Genomic DNA, 25,751 nt, shown 5'->3' on the forward strand with positions numbered 1-25,751 from the left:
GATCAGTTTCCTAATCCAACAGTGAAGCCGGTTATGCTGCTGCTAAACACATAATTTCCCTGAGCACTGGCGCTACCTGTATTCAGGTCTATGCGATATAATTTTGTTATTCCCCCTGAATTTAAAATGGCCCAGCCCATTCCACTCTTTCCCCCAATATCGAAACCGTTGGTTCCTTCTATATTCAACCCAAGTGAACCAACCTCTACTAAGGTTCCTGCATTTGGCGGATCCTGGCGGTATAACTTATCAGTAGCATGGTCAATATCAAATAATGTGGTAATTGTTGCACCAGCAAAATTATTCGTGTAAGCAGCAGCACTCACTGCAGGCATACCGGGGTTAAGGGATCCATCAATTGCCGCAACCATGCCATTGTCAGGATTCAACCGTAGGTTCTGGCCGGCATCACTCACTACTCGTATTCTGTCAACAGTAGGATTGAAATCGAATCCAAAATTATTACCATTTAGAATAGTTGATAGGGGTAAAGCGCCCACAGAAGATGCACTTCCATTCGCGGAATTGATCGTATATAGTTTGCTGCTGCTGCCAAGCGCATATAGCTGTCCGTTAAGTGGACGAAAGTCTATCCCTACAATCATTTCTCCCGGTTGCAAACCTGTAATTGATTTTATTATAGGTGCTGGTTTATCAGGGTTGAATATCAGAAGATTTGTTCCACCACTTATTGCATAGGCCACAGGTTCAGTGGGAATCGCAATTGCACTGATATTGGATCCGCCACCTAAATTGCCAAGGCTTTTTGCCTTACCTGTTGCCAGGTCGATCATGTAAAGAGCTGTTTTGCCTTTTACGTCGTTTGTGGCTAGTGCAATTTTATTTCCAGGAGCGATATCAAAACCTGTCTCTCCATTGAAATCAACTCCAAGATCCCCAATGGCAACGATTGTACCATTGTTGGGCGGATCCTGTTTGTATAACATGTCGGTTTGCACGTCAATATCAAATAATGTTGTAGTGGTTGTTCCGGCAAAATTGTTATCATATGCTACTCCCGTAATCATGGCATTGGTTACTCCGTTAATATTTCCATCAGTAGCTACAACCGCACCAGTTTCGGGATGCAGGCGGAGATTCTGACCATTGCTCGTTACAACCCTGATCCTGTCAACGGTTGGATTGAAATCGAAGCCTGCAACGCCAGATGACAGGGAAGGTGTTAAGACCGGACCAACCTGAACAGCCACACCAGAATTGGTGTTGATAACATACAAACGATTTGTTGTGCCTAATCCATATAACTGTCCGGTAGCCGGGCGAAAGTCAATAGCAATAAGCTTTTCACCGGTTTGCATGCCGTTGATTGTCATATTGGATTCCGGCATTTTGGGTGATTGTGCATTGTATTTCAACAGGTTCATTCCGTTATCCAAAGCATAGAATAATATATCCGGCCCCTCCGGCATCATTCCGGGATTATCATTCTTATTACAAGCGATTATTCCCAGCGAAAGCATGGCAGCCAGGCTGCCTTTCAGTAATGTTGTAGTTATCTTTTTCATATACTCCGTTTGTTGGTTATGGGCCATATACGGAGTTTTTTAACCTTCAGTTTTAGCTCAAGGATGATTTAGCTGGCGTTTGTATAATTGGATGGCATTTTCATAGCCAAGATAGAGGGCATCACAAATAAGGGCATGTCCAATAGATACTTCGTCCAGAAAAGGGAGATTTTCTGCAAAATACCGGAGGTTTTGCAGATCGAGGTCATGGCCCGCATTGATGCCTAACCCGAGTTGATTTGCCAGCTTCGCAGCATCGATATATGGTGATATTGCTTGAGCGCGGTTTTGGGAATACTCCCTGGCATAAGATTCTGTATATAATTCGATCCTATCAGTTCCTGTTTCAGCCGCACCTTCCACCATTTCACTTAGAGGATCCACAAAAATAGATGTTCGGATACCCGCTTTCTTAAACGTACGAATGATATCTATCAGATAATCCCGATGTCGGATTGTATCCCAGCCATGATCTGATGTGAGCTGACCTTCTGCATCCGGAACAAGCGTAACCTGGTCTGGTAAAACTTCAAGTACAAGATCCACAAACTTTTGTTCACGGCAATTGCCTTCAATATTGAATTCTGTAGTAATTATGTTCCTGATGGCTCTAACATCAGAATAGCGAATATGCCGCTCATCGGGGCGGGGGTGAACTGTAACCCCATCTGCACCAAAAGCCTGCGCATCAATGGCTGCTTTTACAACGTCGGGATTGTTGCCACCTCTGCTGTTCCTTATGGTAGCAAACTTGTTGATATTAACAGAAAGTTTGGTCATAATGCAAATATAGTCACTGCAGGATTGTTCACCACCTCGCCACCAGTTTCAGATTCACGAGTCTTGGAGTTAGTCTGTTTGGTATGGTATAAGTTGTGTTAGAAAAGTCCTTGATCAGTAAATAGGAAATAGTATTAGCGCGGTCAATAATATTAAAGACCTCAAGGCTTGCCCAAAGGTTTTCAAAATTGCGAAATGGACTGTGGCTCCGTCTTTTTGCAGGATCACTATTAAGCAGAAGGGCACTGAAACCAATATCAATGCGGAGGTAAGGATCAATCACAAGTGCATTTCTGTATTTGACACTGTTGGGGATGTTATAAGGCAGGTTTGCTCCATAAATGGTGTTTACATAAACCTTGAAATTTTTATTAGTAGATAGGTAATCCTGGAAAAATATACCTACTGTAACCAATCGGTCAGTTGGCCTTCGCAACCAACCATTCTCTGTGAGAGTGCTGTCAATAGGCCGGTTAAGTGAATCAATTGTATAATTGTAAAACTGGTCACCTTCAATATCTTCTCGTGTCCGCATAAAACCCACACTTATATAACTTTCTGCATCCCTCACAACCTCCCCAAATAAACGGGCTTCCAGTCCCGCAGCATATGCCTTTGCATTGTTCTCGCCAAAGTATCTCATCCTCACATTATCTATGTCATAAGGAACAACATCCCACATACTCTTATAATACGCTTCTGTGGTAAGGCGAAGCATCCTGTCAAATGCCTTGAAATTATAATCAAATCCCCCACTCAGCTGCCAGCTTTTTTGGGCTTTGAGTGAATAATTAATACTTCCATCGTAACGGCGCATCTCCCGGTAAAAAGGAGGTTGATGATAAATACCTGCACTTCCCCGAAAAATAATATCCCTTTTCCAGCTGATTGGCTTCCAGGAAATACCCGCTCTGGGCGATATTAATAATTCTTCATTAAGGTCATTATAATTAAATCGCACACCAGCTTGTATGCTCAGACCCGACGAATCGCCAACACTTATATTGTCCTGGAAATACCCACTAAAACGATTAACCGAAAAATCCGCGGATGACCGGAGCCTGTTAAAAAGAGATAATTCTCCAGGTTGATAGGGGAGTGAATAACCGGCAGAATCCTGGTATTCAAACTCCCTTAGTTGATCCGTGATCTGCTGGCGGTCAACACCTAGTCCCCATTGTAAATAATGATTACCTCTGTCATAGATACCTTTATGACTTAAGTTCCACACTTCAATATCAAGGCTGTTCCTGGCATAATTCTGAAATACACCGGCACCAAGTGGATTTATAATCAGACCGAATTCCGGCATGCTACGGTCAAACGACCTTTCCCCAAACAGATAAGCACCGGTAATGTCAATGGATTCTTTTTCCTTATTACTGAATCTCGATGCCATCCATTTCAGCCTGAGGTTTTTCCGTGGCTGGTTTATAACTGATAATCCAGCCATATTGGTACTATAACTGTCTTCCTCACGACCTTCAAAATATATGTCCAACCCCAGGTTGGCAGAAAAAAATGGTGAAAATACCGCAGCGGAAGGCTGGCTGAATTCAGGCTCTAACGTAAATTTTGTTCCTGAAATATTTCCTATAAATTCTGCTGTCCATTTTGAATTGAATTCCCAGGTGAATAATCCCTGTAGGTCGGCCGCCGATGGAACATAATTCCCTTTTGTTTCCTGGCTGCTCAGCAGATTACGGTTACTCCGGTTACGTGCACCTATTAGCCAGGAAAACTTGTTCTTTGCGCCTGTTCCTTCAAGCTGGAGACCTTGCTCCAGCAGGCCTATATAGGCAGACCCTCCAAATGTTTTGGGTTTCTTATACTGAATGTCAAGTACTGATGAAAGTTTATCACCATACCTGCTTTGAAAACCACCGTTGTAGAAATTTACACTCCTCGTCATTTCGGGGTTGATAAAACTTAAGCCTTCCTGTTGCCCGCTTCTGACCAGGTATGGACGGTAAATTTCAAAATCATTCACGTAGATCAGGTTCTCATCATAACTTCCACCTCTTACATTATAATTTGAGGTTAGCTCATTATTCGTTCCAACAAATACCTTAATAAGATTTTCTATACTACCGCCTGGCCCCGGAATATTTAAAGCAAGTTTAGGGTTTATATTAACCAGACCGGCTTCACGCCGGCTTCGCTCATCTGTGACCGTTACCTCTTTTAGTTCCTGTGCTCCTTTTTCCATTCGGATAGTAATTGTTTCTGTTTCGGCATTATTGAGAAGGAAATTTTTCTGTTGAGGTTTGTACCCGGTATAAGTAAAAATCAGCGCTATAGCTTTTCCTGCAGGCACCGTGATCCTGAAATACCCGCTGTCATTGCTGCGAAGTCCCCCTTGTTTGCCGAGAATTGAAATGCTTACACCACTAAGACGTTGTTCATTTTCGTCAACGATCATTCCATAAATAATTGCTGTTTTATCCTGGGAGTATGCTCCCCAAAATAATCCCAGAAGAAGGCTAAGTAGTATGGCTAAGGTTTTCAATCAGGATGCTTTATAAAAGCGTTTGTAATTCAATCTAACTGTCAATCTGTTTCATTGCAGCAATTGTGGCCCGGGGATCAGGTGAATGAAAAACAGCACTTCCAGCTACCAGAACATCCGCTCCTGCTTCAGCCAGTGCACGTGCATTTGTCATATCAACTCCTCCATCAACTTCAATCTTCACATTTATTCCCAATTGTTCTATCCTCTGTCGCAGGATGCTTATTTTATCATAAGTATGCGGAATGAATTTCTGTCCCCCAAATCCCGGATTAACACTCATGATAAGTACCATATCAATATCGGGGAGAATATCCTGCAGTAATTGTACGGGTGTATGTGGATTAATGGCAACCCCGGCCATCATTCCCAATGATTTTATTTCCTGGATATTACGATGAAGATGCCTGCAGGCTTCAAGGTGAACTGTAAGGATATCAGCGCCTGCATTCCTGAATGCATGGGTATACTTTTCCGGCTCTTCTATCATCAGATGAACATCAAATAACTTTTTACTTGCCTTACGAAGCTGCTCAATCACCGGAAGCCCAAAGCTGATATTATTTACAAAGCGGCCATCCATAACATCCAGGTGAAACCAATCGGCCTCACTATCATTAAGCATACTACATACTGAACCCAGGTTCAGAAAATCGGAGGCTAGTAAGGAAGGGGCAATGATCATGGTGGGAAGATAAATTATTTTTCTCCTTTAACCCTAGCGGCTGCTTCAACAGCCTCGGTAAAATTTCGGTCGAGCGAATATGCCTTTGCGTAATTACTCAAAGCTTCCTCCTTTTTGCCCAACTTTTCATAACAGCGCCCCTGCCAGTAATAAGCATCAGCATAAGTATTGGAAACAGTAGCAGCAAGTTTAAATTGCTTGAGGGCTTCGTCAAGGTTTTTCTGATCAAAATAGATTATTCCTTTTTCGATATATGCTTCCTGGAATTTCCAATCGATCTTTATAACTTGGTTGAACTGGTCAAGCGCTTTTGCAGTATTGCCGGTATTCGCAAAATAGATTCCCTTGATAAAATAGGGATCTGGCATCTCCCCAACAGAATCCCTTCCAATTACCAGGTCCGCCATCTCCAATGATCGTGGATCCCGTGCTTCAGCATACAGATTAGCAAGTGATAATGCCGTCATTTGAAGTGGCTGGATCCTGAAAGATGTTTCCAGGTGGCGAAGCGCTGAAGGGGTATCTTTTTTCTCCAGATACAACATTGCCTTTTCAAACCAGGCCTCAAAATCGAGGGAGTCTTCTGCCAGCATTTTATCATACGCTTCCAGTGCTTTATCATATTGCCCATTCTGCAGAAGTGCTTCTCCCAATCTTCTCTTAAGATTAGTATTTTCGGGAAACCTTACCGTAAGTTCTTTGAGCAGTTCCAATGCCTTATCATTTCTGCCAGCCATAAAGAGAGAACTAACTTTCATTTCAGCAATTTCCTCTACCGGCGATAATTCCCAGGCTCTTTGCAGGTCGGCATAGGCAAGTTCGTGCTCGGCATTCCTTGTAAGAAGGGATGCCCTGCGTATATACAACTCAGTGTTTTTATTATCGGCATTGATACTGTCTGATAACGGCTTGTAAGGATCCACGGAGAGGATACTGGTATTTTGGCCCTTATCATCACCGGAATTTACATCCGAACCACAGGAATAAAATAATAATGTAACAGCCAATCCTAAAATGGCGAATAATGATTTCATCGGCCAAAGCTATGGTTTTCACAAAAAATGCTATTATACTAATACATTTGCCACGGATAAAATTAAAACATATTATGATGGTTTTGTATAATTGGTTAGGTATAGTGATCACCGGGGCTTTTTTTGCCATGGGTTCCACTGGTTCTTCTGAAATAAAGAACACTAACCTTTCAGATACACTACACTATCCGGAGGAAACTCATTTCAGAAACTTGAGACAACTTACTTTCGGCGGTGATAATGCAGAAGCTTATTTTAGTTATGATGGTAAATACCTGGTATACCAGAAAACCAGCCTCAAAGAAGGGATACCCTGTGACCAGATATATATGGGCAAAATTCCCGAAAGCGCTGCAGAGCCTTTTGTCCCGAAACTAATTAGTTCCGGAAAAGGTAGAACAACCTGCGCATTTTTTCTACCCGATGGTAAGCATATCGTATATGCCTCCACGCATCTGGGGGGAGATGAATGTCCGCCGGTTCCTGATAGAACCAAATATGGTAACCGCTATATTTGGCCGCTTTATAATACCTATGATATATTCCTGGCCGACACTACAGGTAAGATTGTTAAGCAATTGACATCCTCAGATGGGTATGATGCAGAAGCAACTATTTCACCTGATGGGCGCCTCATGGTATATACAAGTGATAAGGATGGCGATCTTGAGTTGTATTGCATGAACCTGAAGTCTGGCAGGGAAAAGCGATTGACCCATACCGTTGGTTATGACGGGGGTGCATGGTTCAGCCCGGATGGAAAAAAAATAATCTGGAGAGCCAGCCGACCTGCTCCGGGTGAGGAAGAATCGGAATACAAAAAACTACTTGCCGAACATCTGGTTGCACCAACCAGAATGGAAGTTTATACTGCTAATATCGATGGATCCGATGTAAAGCAGGTTACAAATCTTGGCCAGGCCAATTGGGCTCCGGTTTTTATGCCCGATAGTAAAAGAATATTGTTTGCATCAAATCATGAATATAAAAGAGGCTTTCCATTCAATCTGTATATGGTTGATGGAGATGGATCAAATATGAAGAAAATAAGCCGCGATAAGGGCTTCGATGCATTTGCTATGTTCAGTTATGATGGAAAAAAGATTGTATTCTGCAGCAATCGTAATAATGGTAGTACCCGGGATACCAATATATTTGTTGCCGATTGGACTGAGTAAATATCTCATTATTAATTATTACACCAAACCTCAAATAGTATAACATGTACAACGGTCTATTACACCTTCACAGCCTCCTCAGATGGGTCATCTTCATTTTATTGATCATCGCAATTATTAAGCATTATAAAGGGATGACTACCAAATCCGGCTATAGTGCAGGTGATCGGAAAGTTGACCTTTTCCTGATGATATCAGCCCATGTAACCTTATTGGTTGGCTTATACCAGTGGTTCGCAGGTCCCTGGGGTTTAAAACTCATCCAGGACAAAGGTTTCAGTGAAGTTATGAAGAACAGCACTGAACGTTTTTTTGCAGTTGAACACATGGTTGGGATGATAGTTGCCATAATATTGATCACAGTGGGACGTTCTGCAGGAAAGCCTTCCAATGCAGGAGGAGCTCAACACAGGAAAGCCTTCATGATGTTCCTGATTGCACTTATTATTCTGCTGGTTGCTGTTCCCTGGCCATTCCGTGAAAATCTTGGCAGAGGATGGTTCCCAGGTATGTAATTGAACCGGGTATCGGTACTTTTAGGTGTTGAGACTATTCATGAGCTTCATAAATTGTTTCATTTCGTCTATAGTACCGATACTTACTCTGGCCCATTTTCCATCGGGTTGCTCACTTGAGCGAAGCACAACATTCTTCGCGAGCATATCCTTTGCAAAATCTCCTTTATAATCTTTAAGGTTGAAGTAAAGGAAGTTCGTATAGGAGGGGATGCAACGATAGCCCATTTGCTGTAGTGACTTGTATGTATAATCACGGGCCGCTGCATTTTTTATTTTACTGGAATTGCTATGAGAACTGTCTTTCAGACTTGCCATAGCAGCGGTCATTGATAAGGCACTTAAACAAAAATTACTGCTGCCAAAATAGTTTGCCTGTAAATCTTTGATTGTCTTTGGATCCGCTATCACAAAACCCACCCGAATTCCTGCCATGGCATGGATCTTCGAAAATGTCCTTATGATAATGATATTGGGGTTGCCAGCTTTAACCAATGATATCATTGATTCATTGTCAGGGGCATCCAGGAAATCAATATAGGCCTCATCAATGGATACCATCGTACGCTTACTTGCTTCTTCACAAAAAGATTTAAGTACTGCAGGTTTCAGCATTGTGCTGGTAGGGTTTGCCGGATTACAGATGTACACCTGCGCAGTTCTGTCATCAATAGCTTTCAGCATAGCATTCAGATCATGGACCTTTTCCCCATCAAGCGAAATTTCTTTTACTTCAACACCTATTTTTTTTGCTGTATTGGGAAGTATGCCGAAAGTTGGATTTGCAGTGACGAGATTTCCCTTACTGAAATGCCGGGCCAGAAGGTTTAATGCTTCCCCAGATCCCGGTGTTACCAGGATATGATCTGGTGTTACCCCGTAATAATCGGCAAGTTCCTGTCGAAAGCTCTGCAAACTGGGAATATTATATTGGTAACGATGCGCTGTGCCTATCATATCTGCAATCGCTTTTTTCGCTAACGGTGATAGTCCGTATGGATTTTCATTAGAGCCGAGATTTAGCAATCCGGACTCAGATCCGTATGATTTTGGAAGATAGTCTTCTCCACCAAGTGAATTCAAAGAAAATCCCATTCCCAGAGTGGCAAGGGCAGTTTGCTTAAGCCAGTCGCGACGATGTAGCTGGTTTGACATTTTGCAGTTTTTTTGGTCCCCTTAAGATACGAAAAAGCATGATTAACGGCCGCCCAGTTCTATTACCTCACAGTCTTTCATTTGATTTCCATCAATAACAAAGCGGATGATGGTGCGTACTTTATGCCAGCCCTGTTTACCGGCAGCACCGGGGTTCATATGGAGGCATTGCAAGCCTTCATCATACTGAACCTTTAGAATATGGGAATGGCCTGATATAAATAGTGCGGCTTTCTCTTCTATGATGCGTTTTTTAACACCGGGAGCATACCTGCCGGGATATCCACCGATATGTTTCATGAAAACCCTCACATCTTCACAATCGAAAGCAAGCTCTTCCGGGTAAATACTGCGAATATCATTACCATCAATATTTCCATAAACACCTCGAACCCGGAGTCCGCTCTTTTGACCAAGTTCTTCCGCAATGTTGATGTTTCCAAAATCACCGGCATGCCATATCTGGTGACAATCTCTGAAATATCTGAATACTGTTTCATCAAGAAAACCATGTGTGTCTGAAATTAGTCCGATCCTGGTCATTTGTGCTGTTTCGCTTATTTTAGGTGGAAAGTATGATTTTGTATCTTAGCAATACGATAAGCCATGCCATACAACAGAAATTTTACCTGGTATATTGATAAACGCTCCTGGAAATATGTTTTCCTTCTGGCGATGCTGGATCGTAGCGTGCAGTAGTCGCGTCCTTGCTAAAAAATACTTCATTCAATCAATAAACCTTAAGATGCCTCATTATATTAAATTGGGACAAATCCCGCACAAACGTCATACTCAGTTCCGTAAACCTGATGGTGGTTTATATTCCGAACAGCTTTTTTCTACCGAAGGATTTTCAAATGATTATTCTATCCTTTATCATGCACATCCACCAACACAAATAATTAGTACAGATCCTCCAATCAACACTATGCCGGTTGTTGCCGAAGAGAAAATGCTCCAGCATCGTTGCTTTGAAGGATTTCAAATAAAGCCGGAAAATGATTTTCTGGAAAGCCGTAAACCGGTGCTTGTGAATAATGATTGCCATATTGTGCTGGCTGCCCCTCGCGAAAGCATGACCCGATACTTCTATAAAAATGCAGATGCTGATGAGATGATTTTTGTACATGCCGGAAGCGGTGTGCTTTACACCCAGTATGGTGAACTTCCCTTTGGATATGGTGATTACCTCGTGATACCGAGAGGTACTATTTACCAGATCAGCTTTACAGATTCAAATAACAGGCTTTTTATAGTAGAATCCTTCAGCCCTATTCGATACCCCAAACGTTACCTTTCAAGGTATGGGCAATTACTGGAACATTCTCCGTTTTGTGAGCGTGATATAAGGGGCCCGCAGGATTTGAGATCTTATGATGAAGCCGGGGATTTCCTGATTAAAACCCGTAAAAAAGGTATGCAATATGGACTTCATTATGGTCATCATCCTTTCGATGTGGTAGGATGGGATGGATGTTGTTATCCATTTGCCTTCAGCATACATGATTTTGAACCCATAACAGGACGCGTTCACCAGCCACCACCTGTTCACCAGACTTTTGAAGCAAATAATTTTGTTGTTTGTTCCTTTGTTCCCCGCCTTTATGATTATCATCCGCAGGCCATACCAGCTCCCTATAATCATAGTAATATAGACAGTGATGAGGTTTTGTATTATGTTGACGGTGATTTTATGAGCCGCAAGAATGTTACCCGGGGCATGATCACGCTGCATCCTGCTGGCATACCCCACGGGCCTCACCCTGGTGCTGTGGAAAAAAGTATTGGCAAGAAGGAAACCGGGGAACTGGCCGTTATGGTCGATACCTTCCATCCTTTACAATTGACAGTAGAAGCCCTTGAAATCGAAAACCAGGGATATACAATGTCGTGGGCAGAATAGACTGGTATTAAAAAGGTCAATTTTCTTATATTGTAGGAACAAAACCATTTGCCATATGATCAAATTCAGTGAAATCAAACCAGGAGATTATGTAATGGCCGAATATGAGGGAGAATTATGGGAAGGCATCGTTAATGAGCTGAACCGGGAAGACAAAGAGGTCTGCGTTCAGACGGAGGTCCAGGAATTCTGGTTCAAGCCCGACAATCTTCGCTCAATACCCCTTTCGGAAGAGCAGTTGATGAAGTTCAATTTTGAGAAGGAAACAAATGGTGATGGCTGGATAAAATACAAGAAAGGACCTTTCCGCTTACAGCTAAGGCAGGAAGGTGCTTTTGACGATTTTGAGATCTGGTACCGCGAAGACCGCCGGCATATCAAGCACCACCTCGGGGTACATGAGCTCCAGAATCATTATTATCAAATGACCAAAGTAGAATTGGGAAGGAACTAGAATACTCGATTTCCGTCATATTTTCAGTAGTTTTGACACCTAAGCACAACATTTTCAATGAGAATGGGGAAAAAATCCCCATTTTTTTATTTTTTGTGCCAAATAATCATATCTTTGCGCTCCCAAAATCTGTATGGCAAAACAAGCACTCATTAAACAGGATGGAATAATAGTAGAAGCACTTTCGAACGCTATGTTCAAAGTTAAGCTGCAAAATGACCATGAAATACTGGCCACTATCTCAGGGAAAATGAGGATGCACTATATCAGGATCCTGCCGGGCGACAAGGTAGGGGTGGAGATGAGTCCATATGATTTGACAAGGGGTAGGATTATTTTCAGATACAAATAATATAATAGTCATGAAAGTTCGTGCATCAATCAAAAAGCGCAGCGCTGATTGCAAGATCGTGAGGAGAAAAGGCAAGCTGTACGTGATCAACAAGAAAAACCCTCGTTACAAGCAAAGACAAGGGTAATCCTTGACTGTGCCCTGAATCAGTCATTAGTAAATCGAAAATAGAATCAGATTATGGCTCGTATTGCCGGTGTTGACTTACCAAAAAACAAGAGAGGAGAGATAGGCCTGACCTATATCTTCGGAATCGGTCGCTCTACTGCTCAGCAAATTCTTGACAAAGCTAATATCAGCTATGAAAAGAAAGTGAATGAGTGGAATGATGATGAGTTGACTGCCATCCGTAACATCATCAACGACGAGTTGAAGGTGGAAGGTCAGCTGCGCTCTGAGGTGCAGATGAGTATCAAGCGTTTGCTCGATATCGCCTGTTACCGTGGTCTGCGTCACCGTAAAGGGTTACCGCTTCGTGGTCAGCGTACCAAAACGAACAGCCGTACCCGTAAAGGAAAGCGTAAGACAGTTGCTGGTAAGAAAAAGGCTCCTAAGAAGTAAGACATAGTGCCGCTACCAGATCCAGCTTAGGAGGGGGAGGAGCGCCACGATCCCGGAACATGTGTACCGGGAGATATTTTTTAAAGATTACCTCATTATCTAAATGGCAAAACAACAAACCAGCGCTAAAGCCGCTGCCAAGAAGAGAATCGTGAAGGTAGATTCATATGGCGATGCCCATATCTCTGCCACGTTTAACAACATCATCATCAGCCTTACCAATAAGAATGGTCAGGTTATTTCCTGGTCCTCTGCCGGTAAAATGGGTTTCAAAGGTTCTAAGAAGAATACCCCTTATGCCGCCCAGATGGCTGCCGCAGATGCTGCAAAAACTGCACTTGATGCAGGCCTGAAGCGTGTGGATGTTTTCGTGAAAGGACCTGGTTCTGGTCGTGAAGGCGCTATTCGTTCTCTTAGCCAATCAGGAATTGAAGTGGTGATGATCAAGGATGTTACCCCGTTACCACATAACGGTTGCCGTCCGCCGAAAAAACGCCGCGTATAAATGTCTTTTATATACCGAAACCCAAGGTCCAATCAGGCTTTGGGTTTCGGATTTTGTATTTTCAAACATGGGTGTACAATCGATTTTAAGATTTTTAATGATTGTACATCGTAACTAAAAAATCAAGTTGATATGGCACGTTACACTGGTCCAAAGACCAAAATTTCTAGAATCTTCGGTGAGCCGATCCTCGGAAATGGAAAATGGCTTAACAAGAACAGCAATCCCCCCGGTCAGCATGGTGCTGCCCGTAAGCGTAAGAGCCTGGGTGAGTACGCCCTCCAGCTCCGCGAAAAGCAAAAAGCAAAGTATACCTATGGCGTTCTCGAGAAGCAATTCCGCAGAACATTTGAAGAGGCTGCACGTCGTAAAGGTGTTACCGGTGAAAACCTGATCAAACTGCTCGAGGCACGTTTGGATAATACGGTATTCCGTATGGGTATCGCTCCTTCACGGCCAGCTGCCCGTCAGTTGGTTAGTCACAAGCATATCATGGTTAATGGTGATGTTGTGAATGTTCCCTCTTACCAGCTTAAGGCAGGTGATATCATTACTTTCAAGCCCGCTTCAACAGAAAAGACTGGCTTAACAAGTATGGTTCGCGGCAAAAACCAGAAGTTTAGCTGGCTCGATTGGAATGAATCTACCATGACTGGTACCTTCATCGCATATCCTGAAAGGGAAAATGTTCCTGAGAATATCAAGGAGCAACTGATCGTTGAATTGTACTCTAAGTAATAGAGGATAGTCAATAACCCATTACCGAATCATGGGATGCCGCTGCGGCGCATACTTTTTTCGGAACAACAAAACGTAAATCGAACATACAAATGGCCATTTTAAACTTTCAGAAACCCGACAAAATCGTTCTGCAGAAAGCAAATGATTTTGAAGCACAATTCGAATTCCGTCCGTTGGAGCCTGGTTACGGTGTAACCATCGGTAACGCCCTTCGCAGGGTACTACTGAGCTCATTGGAAGGATTTGCTATCGTGGGTATCAGAATTGAAGGGGCTGAACATGAATTTGCTACCATCAAAGGTGTTACAGAAGATCTTACTGATATCATTCTGAACCTTAAGCAGGTTCGCTTTAAGAAGGTAGTTGATACTGAAGTTTCCAATGAGAAGATCGTTCTGCACGTTAAAGGCAAGAGCGAATTCACTGCGGGAATGATCCAGGACGGTACGCAAAGCTTCCAGATCATGAATCCTGAGCAGCTGATCTGTACCATGGATCCTTCTGCAAAACTCGAGATCGAACTTACCATCGGTAAAGGCCGTGGTTATGTTCCCGCTGAAGATAATAAGCAGAAAGATGCTCCACTGGGCTTCATTCCCATTGACTCTATCTACACGCCTATCAAGAATGTTAAGTACAGTATTGAGAACACCCGTGTGGAACAGAGAACCGACTTCGAAAAGCTGATCATGGACGTTGCAACCGATGGTACCATCCATCCGGAAGAAGCTGTTAAACAGGCTTCCCGCATCCTGATCCAGCACCTGATGATCATCACTGATGAGAACATCACTTTCGATAACAAGGAAGAAAAGAAAGAAGATCTGGTTGATGAGCAAACGCTGCAACTGCGCAAAGTACTGAAGACTCCTTTGGAAGATCTGGACCTGAGCGTTCGTGCATTCAATTGCCTGAAAGCCGCCAAAATCAACTCCCTGAGCGAACTGGTTCAATACGAGCAGGAAGACCTCATGAAGTTCCGCAATTTCGGTCAGAAATCACTGGCTGAAATAGAGCAGGTACTCCATGAACGTGGTCTTAGCTTCGGAATGGACCTTGCTAAAATGGGAATTGATAAGGAAGACTAATTCACGTTCACTATTTATAATCGTAGGCTGCAATTCCTGACACGGTGCAGCCGGTAAAATTTAATGTCATGCGTCACGGAGACAAACAAAACAATCTCGGCCGTAAAAAAGCCCACCGCGAGGCCCTTCTGGCTAACCTCACGATCAACCTGATTGAACATAAGCGTATCGTAACTACACTCGCTAAAGCAAAAGCGCTTCGCGTGTATGCAGAACCTTTGTTCACTAAGGCTAAATCAAATGATACCCACAACCGTCGTGTTGTTTTCAGCTACCTGCAGAATAAAGAAGCGGTTGCTGAACTCTTTGATAGCATAGCAGCAAAGATCGCTGGCCGCCCGGGTGGTTATACCCGTATCATTAAGCTTGGTGCCCGTGTGGGTGACAATGCTGAACAGGCTATGATCGAACTCGTTGATTTCAATGAAGTATATGGTAAACTGGCTGATGCTAAAGCAGAGCCCGCCAAGAGAACACGTCGTGGATCTAAGAAAGCCACTACAGAAACTCCGGCAAAAGCTAAGCCTGCTGCTGAAACTGCAGCACCTGACACAGCTGAAGCGCCTGCTGATTCCAAAGAAGAAAAAGCAGCTGAATAAAGGAATGAATGATTGATTTTCTATAAAGGCAGAATGGTTTTCCATTCTGCCTTTTTTTTACAGATATTTGCAAAACTTTTTTCCAGTATAATGACGCAAGCTCCTCAACAACAAGCTATCCTAGTCCTGGAGGATGGATCGGTTCACTATGGTAAAGCATTTGGAACCATTGGCACCACCACTGGTGAACTCTGCTTCAATACCGGTATGACCGGTTACCAGGAAGTTTTTACAGACCCGAGCTACTATGGCCAGGTAATAATAATGAATACGGTCCATGTAGGTAATTATGGCGTTAAAGATGAAGATATTGAGTCTTCTACAGTTAAGGTTCGTGGCATAATCGCCCGCAACCTGGAAGAACAATTCAGTCGCCGTATGGCCCAGGGCTCCCTTGATGATTATCTTAAAGCAAATAGTATCGTAGCCATTGAAGGAGTTGATACAAGGGCCCTCACTGCCAAAGTACGTACAGAAGGTGCAATGAATTGTATTATCTCCTCAGCTATTTCGGATATTGAAGAACTAAAAGCTTTGTTGCGGGAAGTTCCTTCTATGAACGGTCTCGAACTTGCCAGTAAGGTGAGCACCCAGTCTCCTTATGAATTGGGAGATCCCCAAAGTGATATTCGCATCGCTGTAATCGATTACGGTGTGAAGAAACATATCCTGGAATGTATGGTTGAAAGGGGCGCTTTTGTAAGGGTTCATCCCGCCAAAGTGAGTTTTGAAGAGCTTAAATCTTTTAATGCGGATGGTTATTTTATATCTAACGGACCTGGTGATCCTGCTCCCATGGATTATGCCATTGCTACTGTACAAAACATCATGAAGGAAGAAAAGCCACTATTCGGAATCTGTCTGGGTCATCAGTTACTTGCACTCGCCAATGGAATTCCTACTTTCAAAATGCATCACGGTCACAGGGGACTAAACCACCCCGTGAAAAACCTGGTTACAGGAAAATGCGAAATTACAACTCAGAATCATGGCTTTGGTGTAGATCCTGAAGCAGTAAAGAATGCAGATCATATAGAGATCACCCATGTTAACCTGAATGACAATTCAATTGAAGGAATTCGTATAAAGGGAAAGCCAGCCTTCTCTGTTCAGTATCACCCCGAAAGCACTCCAGGCCCCCACGATAGTCGCTACCTCTTTGATGAGTTTATTAAAATGATCAAGGAAGCAAAGAACTGAATTGAGTCCTCATATTGATACTATAGCCAGCAAGCCTTTCGCTTGCTGGTTTTTTTTAAGCCTTAATGCTTATTTTACTGTTTCATTAGCATAAAGTATGATACACCTGCCGGTTTTTACTGTTGACGAATTCCAAATGGCAGCCATAGAGCGCTCCGATCAGGCCTTCGTTTTTGAGGGATTAAGTCATCCCCAGGTAATTCCATTTTATGGTGTTAGTTACCGCAGTTATGAGGCAACCGCAGCACAGATGGATTTTTATGAACAGATCCTGAGCGATGGTACGGGTGGATGGTGGAAGATCACTGACAACTCAAGCGGTAAATTGGTCGGTGCCTGTGGTTGTAACAATTTCCAGCACAAACATGAGAAGATCGAGATTGGCTACTGGTTACTTCCCGATCATTGGGGAAAAGGGATAATGCGAAAAGTTTTACCAGAATTACTCCTACAAATGACGCGCATTTGGAAACTGCATAGGGTGGAAGCCTGGGTTGAATCTGGTAATGACAGTAGTCGGCGATTGCTCGAATATTGTGGTTTTAATTGCGAAGGATTATTAAGAGATACAGAGATCAAAAATGATAAGCGTATAAGCCTATATATATATGCGAAAATCTTGGACTAAATTTATATCATGAAGATAGCCATCATCAATGGTCCAAACCTGAACCTGCTTGGCAGGAGAGAGCCTGTTGTATACGGATCACAAAATTTTAATAGTTACCTGGAAGAACTCAAAGAGAAATTCCCATCTGTTGAATTCAGTTATTTCCAAAGTAACGTTGAGGGAGAACTCATTAATGAATTGCAGCGGGTAGGCTTTGACGTTAATGGTATCATTCTGAACCCTGGTGGATATACACACACTTCCGTCGCAATTGGCGATGCAATTGCAGCCATCGATTCACCCGTCATTGAAGTGCATATAAGCAATATTCATGCTCGCGAAGAATTTCGAAAGATATCCCATGTTTCAGCCAAAGCAAGGGGCACTATCTGCGGGCTGGGACTTAAAGGATACGAATTGGCAGTCCATGCCCTCTTCCCCGTCTGACGTATGTCCTGACATACGTCAGACGGGTATAAAATTTAGGGTTTTAATGCAGCTTCCTGAACCTTGTCAAGTTTACCAATATATAGGCTTCGGCCATGAGTAGCCACTACAATTTCATTTTCGCCTTTGTGGATCGCAATATCATGAACCGGAACAGAACGGGGAATACCCTGCCCCAGGGTCATAAAACTGACGCCCATATCTATACTTGCATAAACCCCTCCATCGGTTCCGATATAAAGTATTTTTTCTGATCGGGGATCCTCACGGATAACATTCACAGGTTCCAATGGTAAATCCAGACCAAGTTGTTGCCAACTGGCTCCATAATCGTCACTCCTGAAAACATATGCATTAAAATGATCATTGCGGTAGCCATTCAATGTTACATACACCCTGTTTTCCTTATATGCACTGGCTAGCACCCTTGAAACATAAAGATCCTGTGGAAGCGTTTCGAGATTAACTAACCTTTCTTTGGTAGTAGATTTATTCTTACGGCTTTCAACAGGTTTCCCTATTTGCGTCCAACTGTTTCCTCCATCTTTACTAACGGCAATATTCCCATCATCAGACCCTGTATACACCAGTCCGAATCGTAAAGGGGACTCACTGATGGTACTTATTGTTCCAAAAGGCACATCACCCTGCCGTGGCCCGTTTGTAAGATCCTGACTTAAAGTCTGAAGCTGATCTCCCTTGAGTAGCGAACGATGAAAGCGGTTGGAACCATAATAAAGAATATCCTTGTTATGCTCACTAAGCAATATGGGCGTCTGCCAGTTAAATCGGAGGGGCAGCTCACCCAGCTCATGTTGTGGCCGCACCATTTTTCTTTCCTTCGTAGACAGATCAATACGATTGTAATACCCAAATTGAGAACCACTATAAACGATTTTATTGGTTCGCGTATCTACCTGTGCCTGCATACCATCGCCACCATTAAGCCGTTTGAAAGCATAATCTCCTTCATCCACCCAACCAATGTTTTCTTTGTGATTTGATGGTCCATACCAACTGCCATTATCCTGCAATCCCCCATAAATATTATATGGCCTGGCGCTATCCAATGCAATAGAATAATACTGAGCCACTGCGGGACTGTTTGCCTTGAACCAGTTCAAACCGTTATCATAGGTTATGTTTACACCACCATCATTCCCATTGATCATATGGTTGTCACGGTTCGGGTTTATCCAAAGCGCATGATGGTCAGCGTGAACATTTGGTTTATCAATAGTTTTAAACGTTTTTCCACCATCTTCGGAAAGCTGTGCATAGATGCCAAGGATCACAAGCTTATCGGGGTTTACAGGTGATACATATATCTTCCCGAAATAGTATCCATAAGTACTGAAAATGTTAATGGGTTTGTCGTGGGTTAACTTCCAGGTTTTGCCTGCATCATTACTTCGGTACACCTCACAACCTTTGACAGATTTGTTCTGAAAACCATCATTCACATAAAAATAATCATAAAGAGCTGTTGGCTTAACCCTATCATCCCTAACCATAGCTTTAACTGATGAAGCAGTGTATTTGTCTGGCATGCGATTGGCCCTGAGAAATTTTTCGAGTTTTCCATCATTCAACTCATCGAACTGCTTTTTATTTAATCCCTTAAAGTCCTTCAGCTGGTATACTGTATCTTGTTTTCCGGCAGTTGTATCTGGTAGCCCAAACTGGTTGTCAACCACTGCATATACTATTTGCGGATCAGATGAGGATACTGCCAGACCAATCCTTCCAAGTCCATCTCCGGTAATAATGCCTGAACCCTCTTTGCTAATTAGTTCCCAGTTAACCCCGCCATCATTACTCTTGTAAATACCACTCGATTTACCACTCTCTTCAAAATTCCATGCTGATCGGGTTCTATACCATGCGGAAGAATATAGTTCTAATGGATTTTTTGGGTTGATATCCATATCAATTACTCCAGTATGTTCATCAATAAATAATGTCTGTTTCCAGCTTTTGCCCCCATCAGTGGTTTTATACACCCCTCGTTCTTTATTGGATGAATACAGATGACCAATTACTGATACCCAGGCAGTATTGGTATCTGCTGGATGGATAATAATTTTTGAAATATGCTGCGATTCGGGTAATCCAAGATATTCCCATGTTTTTCCATTGTTGGTGGAGCGAAATACACCGATACCTGCATACGATGAACGGCTGCTGTTTTCCTCTCCGGTACCAACCCAGATGCTACGCCTGGGCGCCTTCCAGTTCACGGCTATATCACCAATACCTATTACCTGCTCCGTGTCGAATATGGGGATGAAAGATTGCCCATTATTGGTGGTATGCCAGAGACCACCACTCGCATAAGCCACATAAAATTCTGTGGGGTCATCGGGATTTACCTCCAGGTCAATAGCCCTTCCACTCATCACCGTTGGGCCGATATTGCGGAAACTAATGTCCTTAAGAATGCTTCCCGCCTCCATTTTGCTACGGTTTTGCATTCCTTTAAGACGCTCCGCTGCTGTTGTTGGCTTGATTTGTGCGTAGCTTTGGGTGTAAATGAGAACAGCTACTAGGCTGGCAAATTTGCTGGTGCGGATAAAACTGGATAACATATCAGACCTGATTTCGTTATAATGTTAACTTCAAACATACTAACAATGCGTTGGATTCTATTCATACTCCTCTTCGTTTCCACAAGCAGCGTTGCGCAGTGGAAGGATTTTATAATTGGGGTTAAGGGAGATACCTTGAACCGTGTTGATAAGATGGGTCTTAAACAAGGTCCATGGGTGCACAAATACGAAACTGTAAGGGGAGAACGCGGGTATGAAGAAGAGGGTGAGTATAAAGATGATCTGAAAGAAGGAAACTGGCGGAAATATTCCCTGATGGGAGACCTTCTTGCTATTGAAAATTATCGCTGGGGATTTCTGGATGGAATGAGCCAGTATTTTGATATAAGTGGTAATCTCATAAGGGAAGAAAGCTGGCGAGCATTTAATCCCAATCAGCAATATGATACAATTGATGTGGAAGATGTAATGAGTCCGGGAAATTTCAACCAGGTGATAGTAAAGAATGAAGGGTCTTCTTTAAAACATGGCACCTGGAAATTCTATGACCCATCCTCAGGGTTCATCAATAAAACAGAATTCTATCTTTTGGGAAAGGTTGATAAAAGCAATCTCCCTCCCACACTTGCCAAAGACACAATGAGTGTTAGTGCAAAAAAGGTGCAGAAGCCAAAAGAAGTACTTGATTTCGAAAAAAAGAATGCCGGGAAGAAAAAGATCCGTGTGCGTGACGGATCTGTAGGATATTAGCGGCTGAATAAACACCACCAATACTTGCGATCCGACAAAAAGATCATCCTCTTCCTGCTGGCAGCGCTGAATTTCACGCATATCCTTGACTTCATGATCATGATGCCGCTGGGTAATTACCTTATGCCCTATTTCAGCATCAATCCCCGCGAATTCACATACCTCGTTGGTGCTTATACTATAAGTGCTGCTATAAGTGGTTTTGGAGCAGCATTTTTTGTTGATAGGTTCGATAGGAAAAAATTATTGATTATTGCTTATGCCGGATTTTTACTGGGAACACTTGCCTGCGGTTTGGCACCCTCCTATATTTTGCTGCTCGCGGCCAGGTTATTGGCCGGACTTTTCGGTGGACTAATCGCAGCACAAGTATTGTCAATCATCTCTGACCTTTTTGTTTATGAGGAAAGAGGGAAGGCTATGGGTGCCGTTATGAGCGCTTTCGCAGTAGCATCTACTCTTGGTGTTCCATTTGCCCTCTATCTTTCAAATCTGATCAGCTGGCACGCACCTTTTATACTCGTTGCTGTATTAGGATTAATACTCCTGCCATTGTTAATGAGATACATTCCTGTAATGGATGCACATGTGCGTGACCGTGAGGAAGGAACCAAAGCCTGGGAAGCACTCTCACAGGTTCTTCGCAGCCGCCAACAGATGCTTGCACTTTTATTTTCTGCACTCATTATGATGGGACATTTCCTCATCATTCCTTTTATTAATCCCTTCATGGAATACAATATGGGTTTTTCGCGATCTCAAACACCCATGATATACCTGGTAGGAGGGATTGCTTCATTTTTTGCCGCAAATATTCTCGGAAGGGTAGCCGACCGTTTTGGCAAGTTGCCTGTTTTTACAATCTGCGTGTTACTCAGCCTTTTCTTTGTTTTCAGCCTAACACATCTCTCACCTATTCCCTTTGTTTTTGTATTGTTGATGTTTGCAGTATGGTTCATCCTTTCCACCGGAAGAGGGGTAACGGCCCAGGCTATGATAAGTAATGTGGTTAAGCCCGAACAAAGGGGAAGTTTTATGAGCTTTAACAGCAGCCTCCAGCAGGTGGGAACCACCATTGCATCAATTGCTGCCGGACAAATCGTAATACAAGGTAAAGAAGGTCAGATTCTGCGTTATGGTTGGCTGGGATATGGGAGCATAATAATACTCCTGATAGCACTTGGCTTAGCACGATACCTATTTGGAAATATGGAGAGAAAGCAATAAATTTGATATCATTTTAATATCAAACTGCTTTTATGGAAAAGATTGTTAGGCCCATTTCCGGTTATCTGGCATTATTGCTGACACTCGGCCTGGTGGTTGGCGCCATTTATCTCTTTATCAACTACGCAGGCAACAGGTCAATGCTTATCTGGGGCGGGATATTATTGGCAGTTGCAATATTTATTTCCGCTGGTCTGATTGTAGTTTCTCCAAACCATTCACGCGTACTCACCTTTTTTGGCAAATACATTGGTACGGCAAAAGAGAATGGATTACTGTTTGTGAATCCCCTTTATAGGAAACAGATGATCTCATTACGGTCAGAAAACCTTGAGAGCAGTAAACTTAAGGTGAATGATAAACTTGGAAACCCCATTGAGATTGCCGCCGTGATTGTTTGGAAGGTTGCCAATACTTATAAAGCTGCATTTGATGTAGAAGATTATGTACAGTATGTTCGGGTTCAGAGTGAAGCCGCAATACGTCATCTTGCCACCAGCTTTCCCTATGACCAGTTTGAAGATGCTCAGGCTGATATTACTTTAAGAGGGGGAGGAGAGAAAGTGAATGAATTGCTTGAGCAGGAATTGACCGACCGCCTCGCGCCCGCGGGAATCTTTATTATGGAAGCCCGTATCAGTCACCTTGCATACGCACCTGAAATTGCAGGCGCGATGTTGCAACGCCAGCAGGCCACTGCCATTGTTGCAGCTCGTACCAAAATTGTGGAAGGTGCCGTGGGTATGGTTGAACTGGCGCTGGCAGAACTTTCAAAAAAAGAGATCGTTCACCTTGATGAAGAAAAGAAAGCCGCTATGGTTAGCAATCTTATGGTGGTTCTCTGTGCTGAAAAGGCTGCAACACCCATTCTAAACACCGGTTCCTTGTACCAGTAAAATGTAAATGGTAAATCGTGAGTGAAAAGAAGAACTTTGTGCTTCGCCTTGATGAATCTATCTATAAACACCTGGAGAAATGGGCGGCTGATGAATTCAGAAGTGTCAATGGTCAGCTTGAATGGATCATTCATCAACAGCTTAGGGCTGCAGGAAGATTGCCTAAAACTGAACCTGCAAAGCGTAAGGCAACAAATGGAGAAACAAATTCTAAAAATGGCTCGGGGTAGAATATAAGCTTATTTATTTTTTTTCAACTTTTCCGGGATGATACTGTGAAGCAGCATGTCTCAATACATCTGGTTTGTAAAAATAGACTGGCCTTAGTTTACCCTTAACAAACAGCTCAGCCTGGTCATTAAAATGCTTTGATCCGGGTATAGTTGATTGTCCTCCAGTAGAAATTGCCATCGCCTTTATGGAATCACCAAACTCCACCACGGCAACAAAACTGTTCCCTGCATAGCCATAACCTTTTTTCGAGCTAGCCCAGGTTACTTCATAGGCTGGTAGTGATCCGAAAAATGCCGAAGCCATAGCCACAGGATAACTGGGTAATGCATCATCAAACTCCCCTTCATTTAGAGGCCGTTGAAAACGATTCATCTCACCCCATGGTATTTTCCATCTGCCAAAATGTTCTTCCATCCCCTTAATTGCCAAATCCAGCAATTCCAATTGTTTCAAAGTACTGGTTCTTTGCATAAGTAATGATACATAGTTCACCTGGTCATTTATTTCCATCGGATCAATGCTTCCTGCCTGAAAATTCATGATTGCATAAACCCATTCAATTGCAAGGCTGGTGGCAACTGATGAGATAGCTGATTTTTTATTCCATGATTTCAATGTATCGATGGGGGCTTTAAGTTTGTCAGTTAGTGGATCGGATTCAGGTAAAGAATTATATGCATTGATCAGGGGGGGAAGCATAGTGTCAAAAATAGAAAGATGGGTATCAAATCCCAGGGCTGCCAATGACTCAATTGTAAACTGCTGCTTAGAAGCGAGTAATTTGATTGCATACAACGACCTGAAATTTTCTTTTTCAGGAGCCATGAATGCTGGGTATTTGGCTCTTTCATCTAACTTTTCACCTGTTGCCCCCCATGCAGAACTGTTGCAATTCTGAAGCCATCCATTTTCAGGGTTAATAAAATGTACAAGTTCCCCCGGTTCATATAGACCTTTCCATTCTGTAGCACTTGTAGTACCATCTAAAGGTAAATTCCAGTTGTAACTGGTATCTCTTTTAGGGAGAAAATTGCCATGCCAATAGGCAATATTGCCCTTCCGATCTGCATACATTGTATTGGTGGAAATATTAGATTTTAATTCAAGGATTTCCTGAAAACTTTCAAAATCCACTGCCTTTGTTCTTTGCCAGGATTGGATTAGTCCATTGAGGGAGCGATTATTGGCTCTTAAACTTAACCAACTCGCATCACGCTCTCCAAGAACTGGTCCGTGATGTGTTTGGAAAACTTTGGATAGATGTACTTGGACCTTGCCATCAAGTATATAACGTAGGGTAATTTCTTTTTCCGTTATATTTTTCCAGCTATTATTATGGAAATATTGGAAGCCATCCCCATTCTTCCTAACTCTTTCTCCATATAAATCTGCTACATCTGCCATCGTTGAGGTATGCATCCACCCGCAATGTTGATTAAAACCCTGGAATACAAAAAACTGCCCCCAGGTTATTGCACCATATGCATTCAGTCCTTCTTCACTCACCAGGTGCGCTTCGGTTCGGAAATAAAATCTTACATGGGGATTAATATAAAGCAGGCTCTTCCTGGACAACGTTTTTGTTGGTGATATCGCAAATGCATTAGAGCCATTCAAAGAAGCAGGTTGATGAAAGTTGAATACAGATGCCTGTTCGTCATCAGCAGGCAAAGGGTAAAGCTGCTGAATATCTTTTAATCGTATCCCCGCCGTTTGCATGGATGTATATCCTCCATCGGTAAATAGCAATGGAAACCATGGCTCAAAGCGTTTTAATATTCTGGGTTTCTTATCGGGGTTGTTGAGTAAAAAAAAATTTACACCATCTGCAAATGCATCCAGTAATTTTTTTAGCCATAGGGGAGCTGCTGCATAATCTTCTCGAGCCGCAATACTATCATATACCTGCCTGTTCAATAAATCTGTATACAAATAAGAAGGACCATACACTTCTGACAATCTCCCCATCTTTTCAAGATAGTTTTGTTCTACCTGTTCAAATCCATCCTCGCACTGCGCATACATTAAACCAAAAACAACATCTGCATCGGATTTACCATAAATATGGGGTATACCCCAATTGTCACGTATTATTGTGACCCTCTCTGCAATTAAATCAGGATCGTTTTTCTCCAAGTGGTCCCCCTTGGTTGAGCACCCTAACCACATAACCATAATAATCAGTAAATTCCTCATAGCACTATATATACGCATTAACGTTGGCTATATATATTTAAAAATATAATAAATAAA

Annotated in this window: 27 protein-coding genes; 18 read left to right on the forward strand and 9 right to left on the reverse strand. The window is 42.7% G+C overall.

The genetic code is table 11. From position 1 onward, the window contains the following. Positions 1-2: 2 nt before the first annotated feature. From V6M43_RS16695 to V6M43_RS16715, 5 genes are read right to left on the reverse strand one after another with little or no spacing between them, the layout of a single operon-like run. Positions 3-1,526 (reverse strand): DUF4394 domain-containing protein, encoded by a 1,524-nt coding sequence (locus tag V6M43_RS16695; protein WP_332737243.1) that lies wholly within the window; start codon positions 1,524-1,526, stop codon positions 3-5. 57 nt (positions 1,527-1,583) lie between these two features. Further along, a complete protein-coding gene (locus V6M43_RS16700; RefSeq protein WP_332737245.1) occupies positions 1,584-2,306 on the reverse strand; it encodes a pyridoxine 5'-phosphate synthase in 723 nt (240 codons plus the stop codon). A 28-nt stretch (positions 2,307-2,334) separates the two neighbouring features. After that, a complete protein-coding gene (locus tag V6M43_RS16705) occupies positions 2,335-4,815 on the reverse strand; it encodes a TonB-dependent receptor (RefSeq protein ID WP_332737247.1) in 2,481 nt (826 codons plus the stop codon). Between the two features lie 34 nt (positions 4,816-4,849). Further along, a complete protein-coding gene (gene rpe / locus V6M43_RS16710; RefSeq protein WP_332737249.1) occupies positions 4,850-5,500 on the reverse strand; it encodes a ribulose-phosphate 3-epimerase in 651 nt (216 codons plus the stop codon). A 14-nt stretch (positions 5,501-5,514) separates the two neighbouring features. Further along, positions 5,515-6,534, reverse strand: a complete 1,020-nt coding sequence (locus V6M43_RS16715) for a tetratricopeptide repeat protein (protein ID WP_332737251.1) — start codon at positions 6,532-6,534, stop codon at positions 5,515-5,517. Positions 6,535-6,611: 77 nt separating this feature from the next. Here V6M43_RS16715 and V6M43_RS16720 point away from each other — a divergent pair, with 77 nt between their 5' ends. Continuing rightward, positions 6,612-7,712, forward strand: a complete 1,101-nt coding sequence (locus V6M43_RS16720) for a TolB family protein (protein WP_332737253.1) — start codon at positions 6,612-6,614, stop codon at positions 7,710-7,712. A 44-nt stretch (positions 7,713-7,756) separates the two neighbouring features. Then, positions 7,757-8,227: a hypothetical protein gene (locus V6M43_RS16725; RefSeq protein WP_332737256.1), complete on the forward strand. Its 471-nt coding sequence runs from the start codon at positions 7,757-7,759 to the stop codon at positions 8,225-8,227. A 21-nt stretch (positions 8,228-8,248) separates the two neighbouring features. Here the strand turns inward: V6M43_RS16725 and V6M43_RS16730 are convergent, their stop codons facing one another. Further along, the gene (locus tag V6M43_RS16730; RefSeq protein ID WP_332737258.1) at positions 8,249-9,382 is read right to left on the reverse strand and encodes a pyridoxal phosphate-dependent aminotransferase; all 1,134 of its coding nucleotides are present in this window, start codon (positions 9,380-9,382) and stop codon (positions 8,249-8,251) included. Between the two features lie 42 nt (positions 9,383-9,424). Continuing rightward, on the reverse strand, positions 9,425-9,925 hold the full coding sequence (locus tag V6M43_RS16735) for a metallophosphoesterase family protein (protein WP_332737260.1): 501 nt from the start codon (positions 9,923-9,925) through the stop codon (positions 9,425-9,427). A gap of 202 nt (positions 9,926-10,127) precedes the next feature. Between V6M43_RS16735 and V6M43_RS16740 the strand changes: the two genes are divergently transcribed. From V6M43_RS16740 to aroQ, 12 genes are all read left to right on the forward strand, one after another. Continuing rightward, positions 10,128-11,285 carry a homogentisate 1,2-dioxygenase gene (locus tag V6M43_RS16740; protein WP_332737262.1) on the forward strand — a complete coding sequence of 386 codons (1,158 nt, stop codon included), beginning with the start codon at positions 10,128-10,130 and terminating at the stop codon, positions 11,283-11,285. Between the two features lie 55 nt (positions 11,286-11,340). Next, positions 11,341-11,739, forward strand: a complete 399-nt coding sequence (locus V6M43_RS16745; RefSeq protein ID WP_332737264.1) for a hypothetical protein — start codon at positions 11,341-11,343, stop codon at positions 11,737-11,739. Between the two features lie 133 nt (positions 11,740-11,872). Continuing rightward, entirely contained in the window at positions 11,873-12,091 is a 219-nt protein-coding gene (gene infA / locus V6M43_RS16750) for a translation initiation factor IF-1 (protein WP_039128617.1), read from the forward strand. Positions 12,092-12,101: 10 nt separating this feature from the next. After that, complete coding sequence (gene ykgO, locus V6M43_RS16755) at positions 12,102-12,218, forward strand: type B 50S ribosomal protein L36 (protein WP_046369371.1); 117 nt, start codon at positions 12,102-12,104, stop codon at positions 12,216-12,218. 53 nt (positions 12,219-12,271) lie between these two features. After that, the gene (gene rpsM, locus V6M43_RS16760; protein WP_039128620.1) at positions 12,272-12,652 is read left to right on the forward strand and encodes a 30S ribosomal protein S13; all 381 of its coding nucleotides are present in this window, start codon (positions 12,272-12,274) and stop codon (positions 12,650-12,652) included. 103 nt (positions 12,653-12,755) lie between these two features. Next, a complete protein-coding gene (gene rpsK / locus V6M43_RS16765; RefSeq protein WP_039128624.1) occupies positions 12,756-13,157 on the forward strand; it encodes a 30S ribosomal protein S11 in 402 nt (133 codons plus the stop codon). A 132-nt stretch (positions 13,158-13,289) separates the two neighbouring features. Beyond that, on the forward strand, positions 13,290-13,895 hold the full coding sequence (rpsD, locus tag V6M43_RS16770; RefSeq protein WP_039128627.1) for a 30S ribosomal protein S4: 606 nt from the start codon (positions 13,290-13,292) through the stop codon (positions 13,893-13,895). A 92-nt stretch (positions 13,896-13,987) separates the two neighbouring features. After that, complete coding sequence (locus V6M43_RS16775) at positions 13,988-14,986, forward strand: DNA-directed RNA polymerase subunit alpha (protein WP_039128631.1); 999 nt, start codon at positions 13,988-13,990, stop codon at positions 14,984-14,986. Positions 14,987-15,054: 68 nt separating this feature from the next. Next, positions 15,055-15,585 (forward strand): 50S ribosomal protein L17, encoded by a 531-nt coding sequence (rplQ, locus tag V6M43_RS16780; protein WP_442902325.1) that lies wholly within the window; start codon positions 15,055-15,057, stop codon positions 15,583-15,585. A gap of 90 nt (positions 15,586-15,675) precedes the next feature. Further along, positions 15,676-16,785, forward strand: coding sequence for a glutamine-hydrolyzing carbamoyl-phosphate synthase small subunit (gene carA / locus V6M43_RS16785; RefSeq protein ID WP_332737279.1), 1,110 nt, complete (start codon positions 15,676-15,678; stop codon positions 16,783-16,785). Between the two features lie 97 nt (positions 16,786-16,882). Continuing rightward, positions 16,883-17,413, forward strand: a complete 531-nt coding sequence (locus V6M43_RS16790; protein WP_332737281.1) for a GNAT family N-acetyltransferase — start codon at positions 16,883-16,885, stop codon at positions 17,411-17,413. Between the two features lie 9 nt (positions 17,414-17,422). Further along, a complete protein-coding gene (gene aroQ, locus V6M43_RS16795; protein ID WP_332737283.1) occupies positions 17,423-17,842 on the forward strand; it encodes a type II 3-dehydroquinate dehydratase in 420 nt (139 codons plus the stop codon). 35 nt (positions 17,843-17,877) lie between these two features. On the opposite strand, the gene V6M43_RS16800 is transcribed toward aroQ, so the two are convergent. Continuing rightward, a complete protein-coding gene (locus tag V6M43_RS16800) occupies positions 17,878-20,430 on the reverse strand; it encodes a VPS10 domain-containing protein (protein ID WP_332737284.1) in 2,553 nt (850 codons plus the stop codon). A 45-nt stretch (positions 20,431-20,475) separates the two neighbouring features. Between V6M43_RS16800 and V6M43_RS16805 the strand changes: the two genes are divergently transcribed. The 4 genes from V6M43_RS16805 to V6M43_RS16820 are packed head-to-tail and all read left to right on the forward strand — an operon-like array spanning position 20,476 to position 23,494. Next, positions 20,476-21,141, forward strand: coding sequence for a hypothetical protein (locus V6M43_RS16805; RefSeq protein WP_332737285.1), 666 nt, complete (start codon positions 20,476-20,478; stop codon positions 21,139-21,141). Positions 21,142-21,165: 24 nt separating this feature from the next. Next, on the forward strand, positions 21,166-22,368 hold the full coding sequence (locus tag V6M43_RS16810; RefSeq protein ID WP_332737286.1) for an MFS transporter: 1,203 nt from the start codon (positions 21,166-21,168) through the stop codon (positions 22,366-22,368). A 32-nt stretch (positions 22,369-22,400) separates the two neighbouring features. Further along, complete coding sequence (locus V6M43_RS16815) at positions 22,401-23,264, forward strand: SPFH domain-containing protein (protein ID WP_332737287.1); 864 nt, start codon at positions 22,401-22,403, stop codon at positions 23,262-23,264. A 17-nt stretch (positions 23,265-23,281) separates the two neighbouring features. Next, on the forward strand, positions 23,282-23,494 hold the full coding sequence (locus V6M43_RS16820) for a hypothetical protein (RefSeq protein WP_332737289.1): 213 nt from the start codon (positions 23,282-23,284) through the stop codon (positions 23,492-23,494). Between the two features lie 13 nt (positions 23,495-23,507). Here the strand turns inward: V6M43_RS16820 and V6M43_RS16825 are convergent, their stop codons facing one another. Then, positions 23,508-25,634, reverse strand: coding sequence for a penicillin acylase family protein (locus V6M43_RS16825; RefSeq protein ID WP_332737291.1), 2,127 nt, complete (start codon positions 25,632-25,634; stop codon positions 23,508-23,510). Between the last annotated feature and the right edge of the window lie 117 nt (positions 25,635-25,751).

This window comes from Flavihumibacter sp., assembly GCF_036676075.1.
In the GTDB taxonomy this organism is placed as follows: Bacteria; Bacteroidota; Bacteroidia; order Chitinophagales; family Chitinophagaceae; genus Flavihumibacter.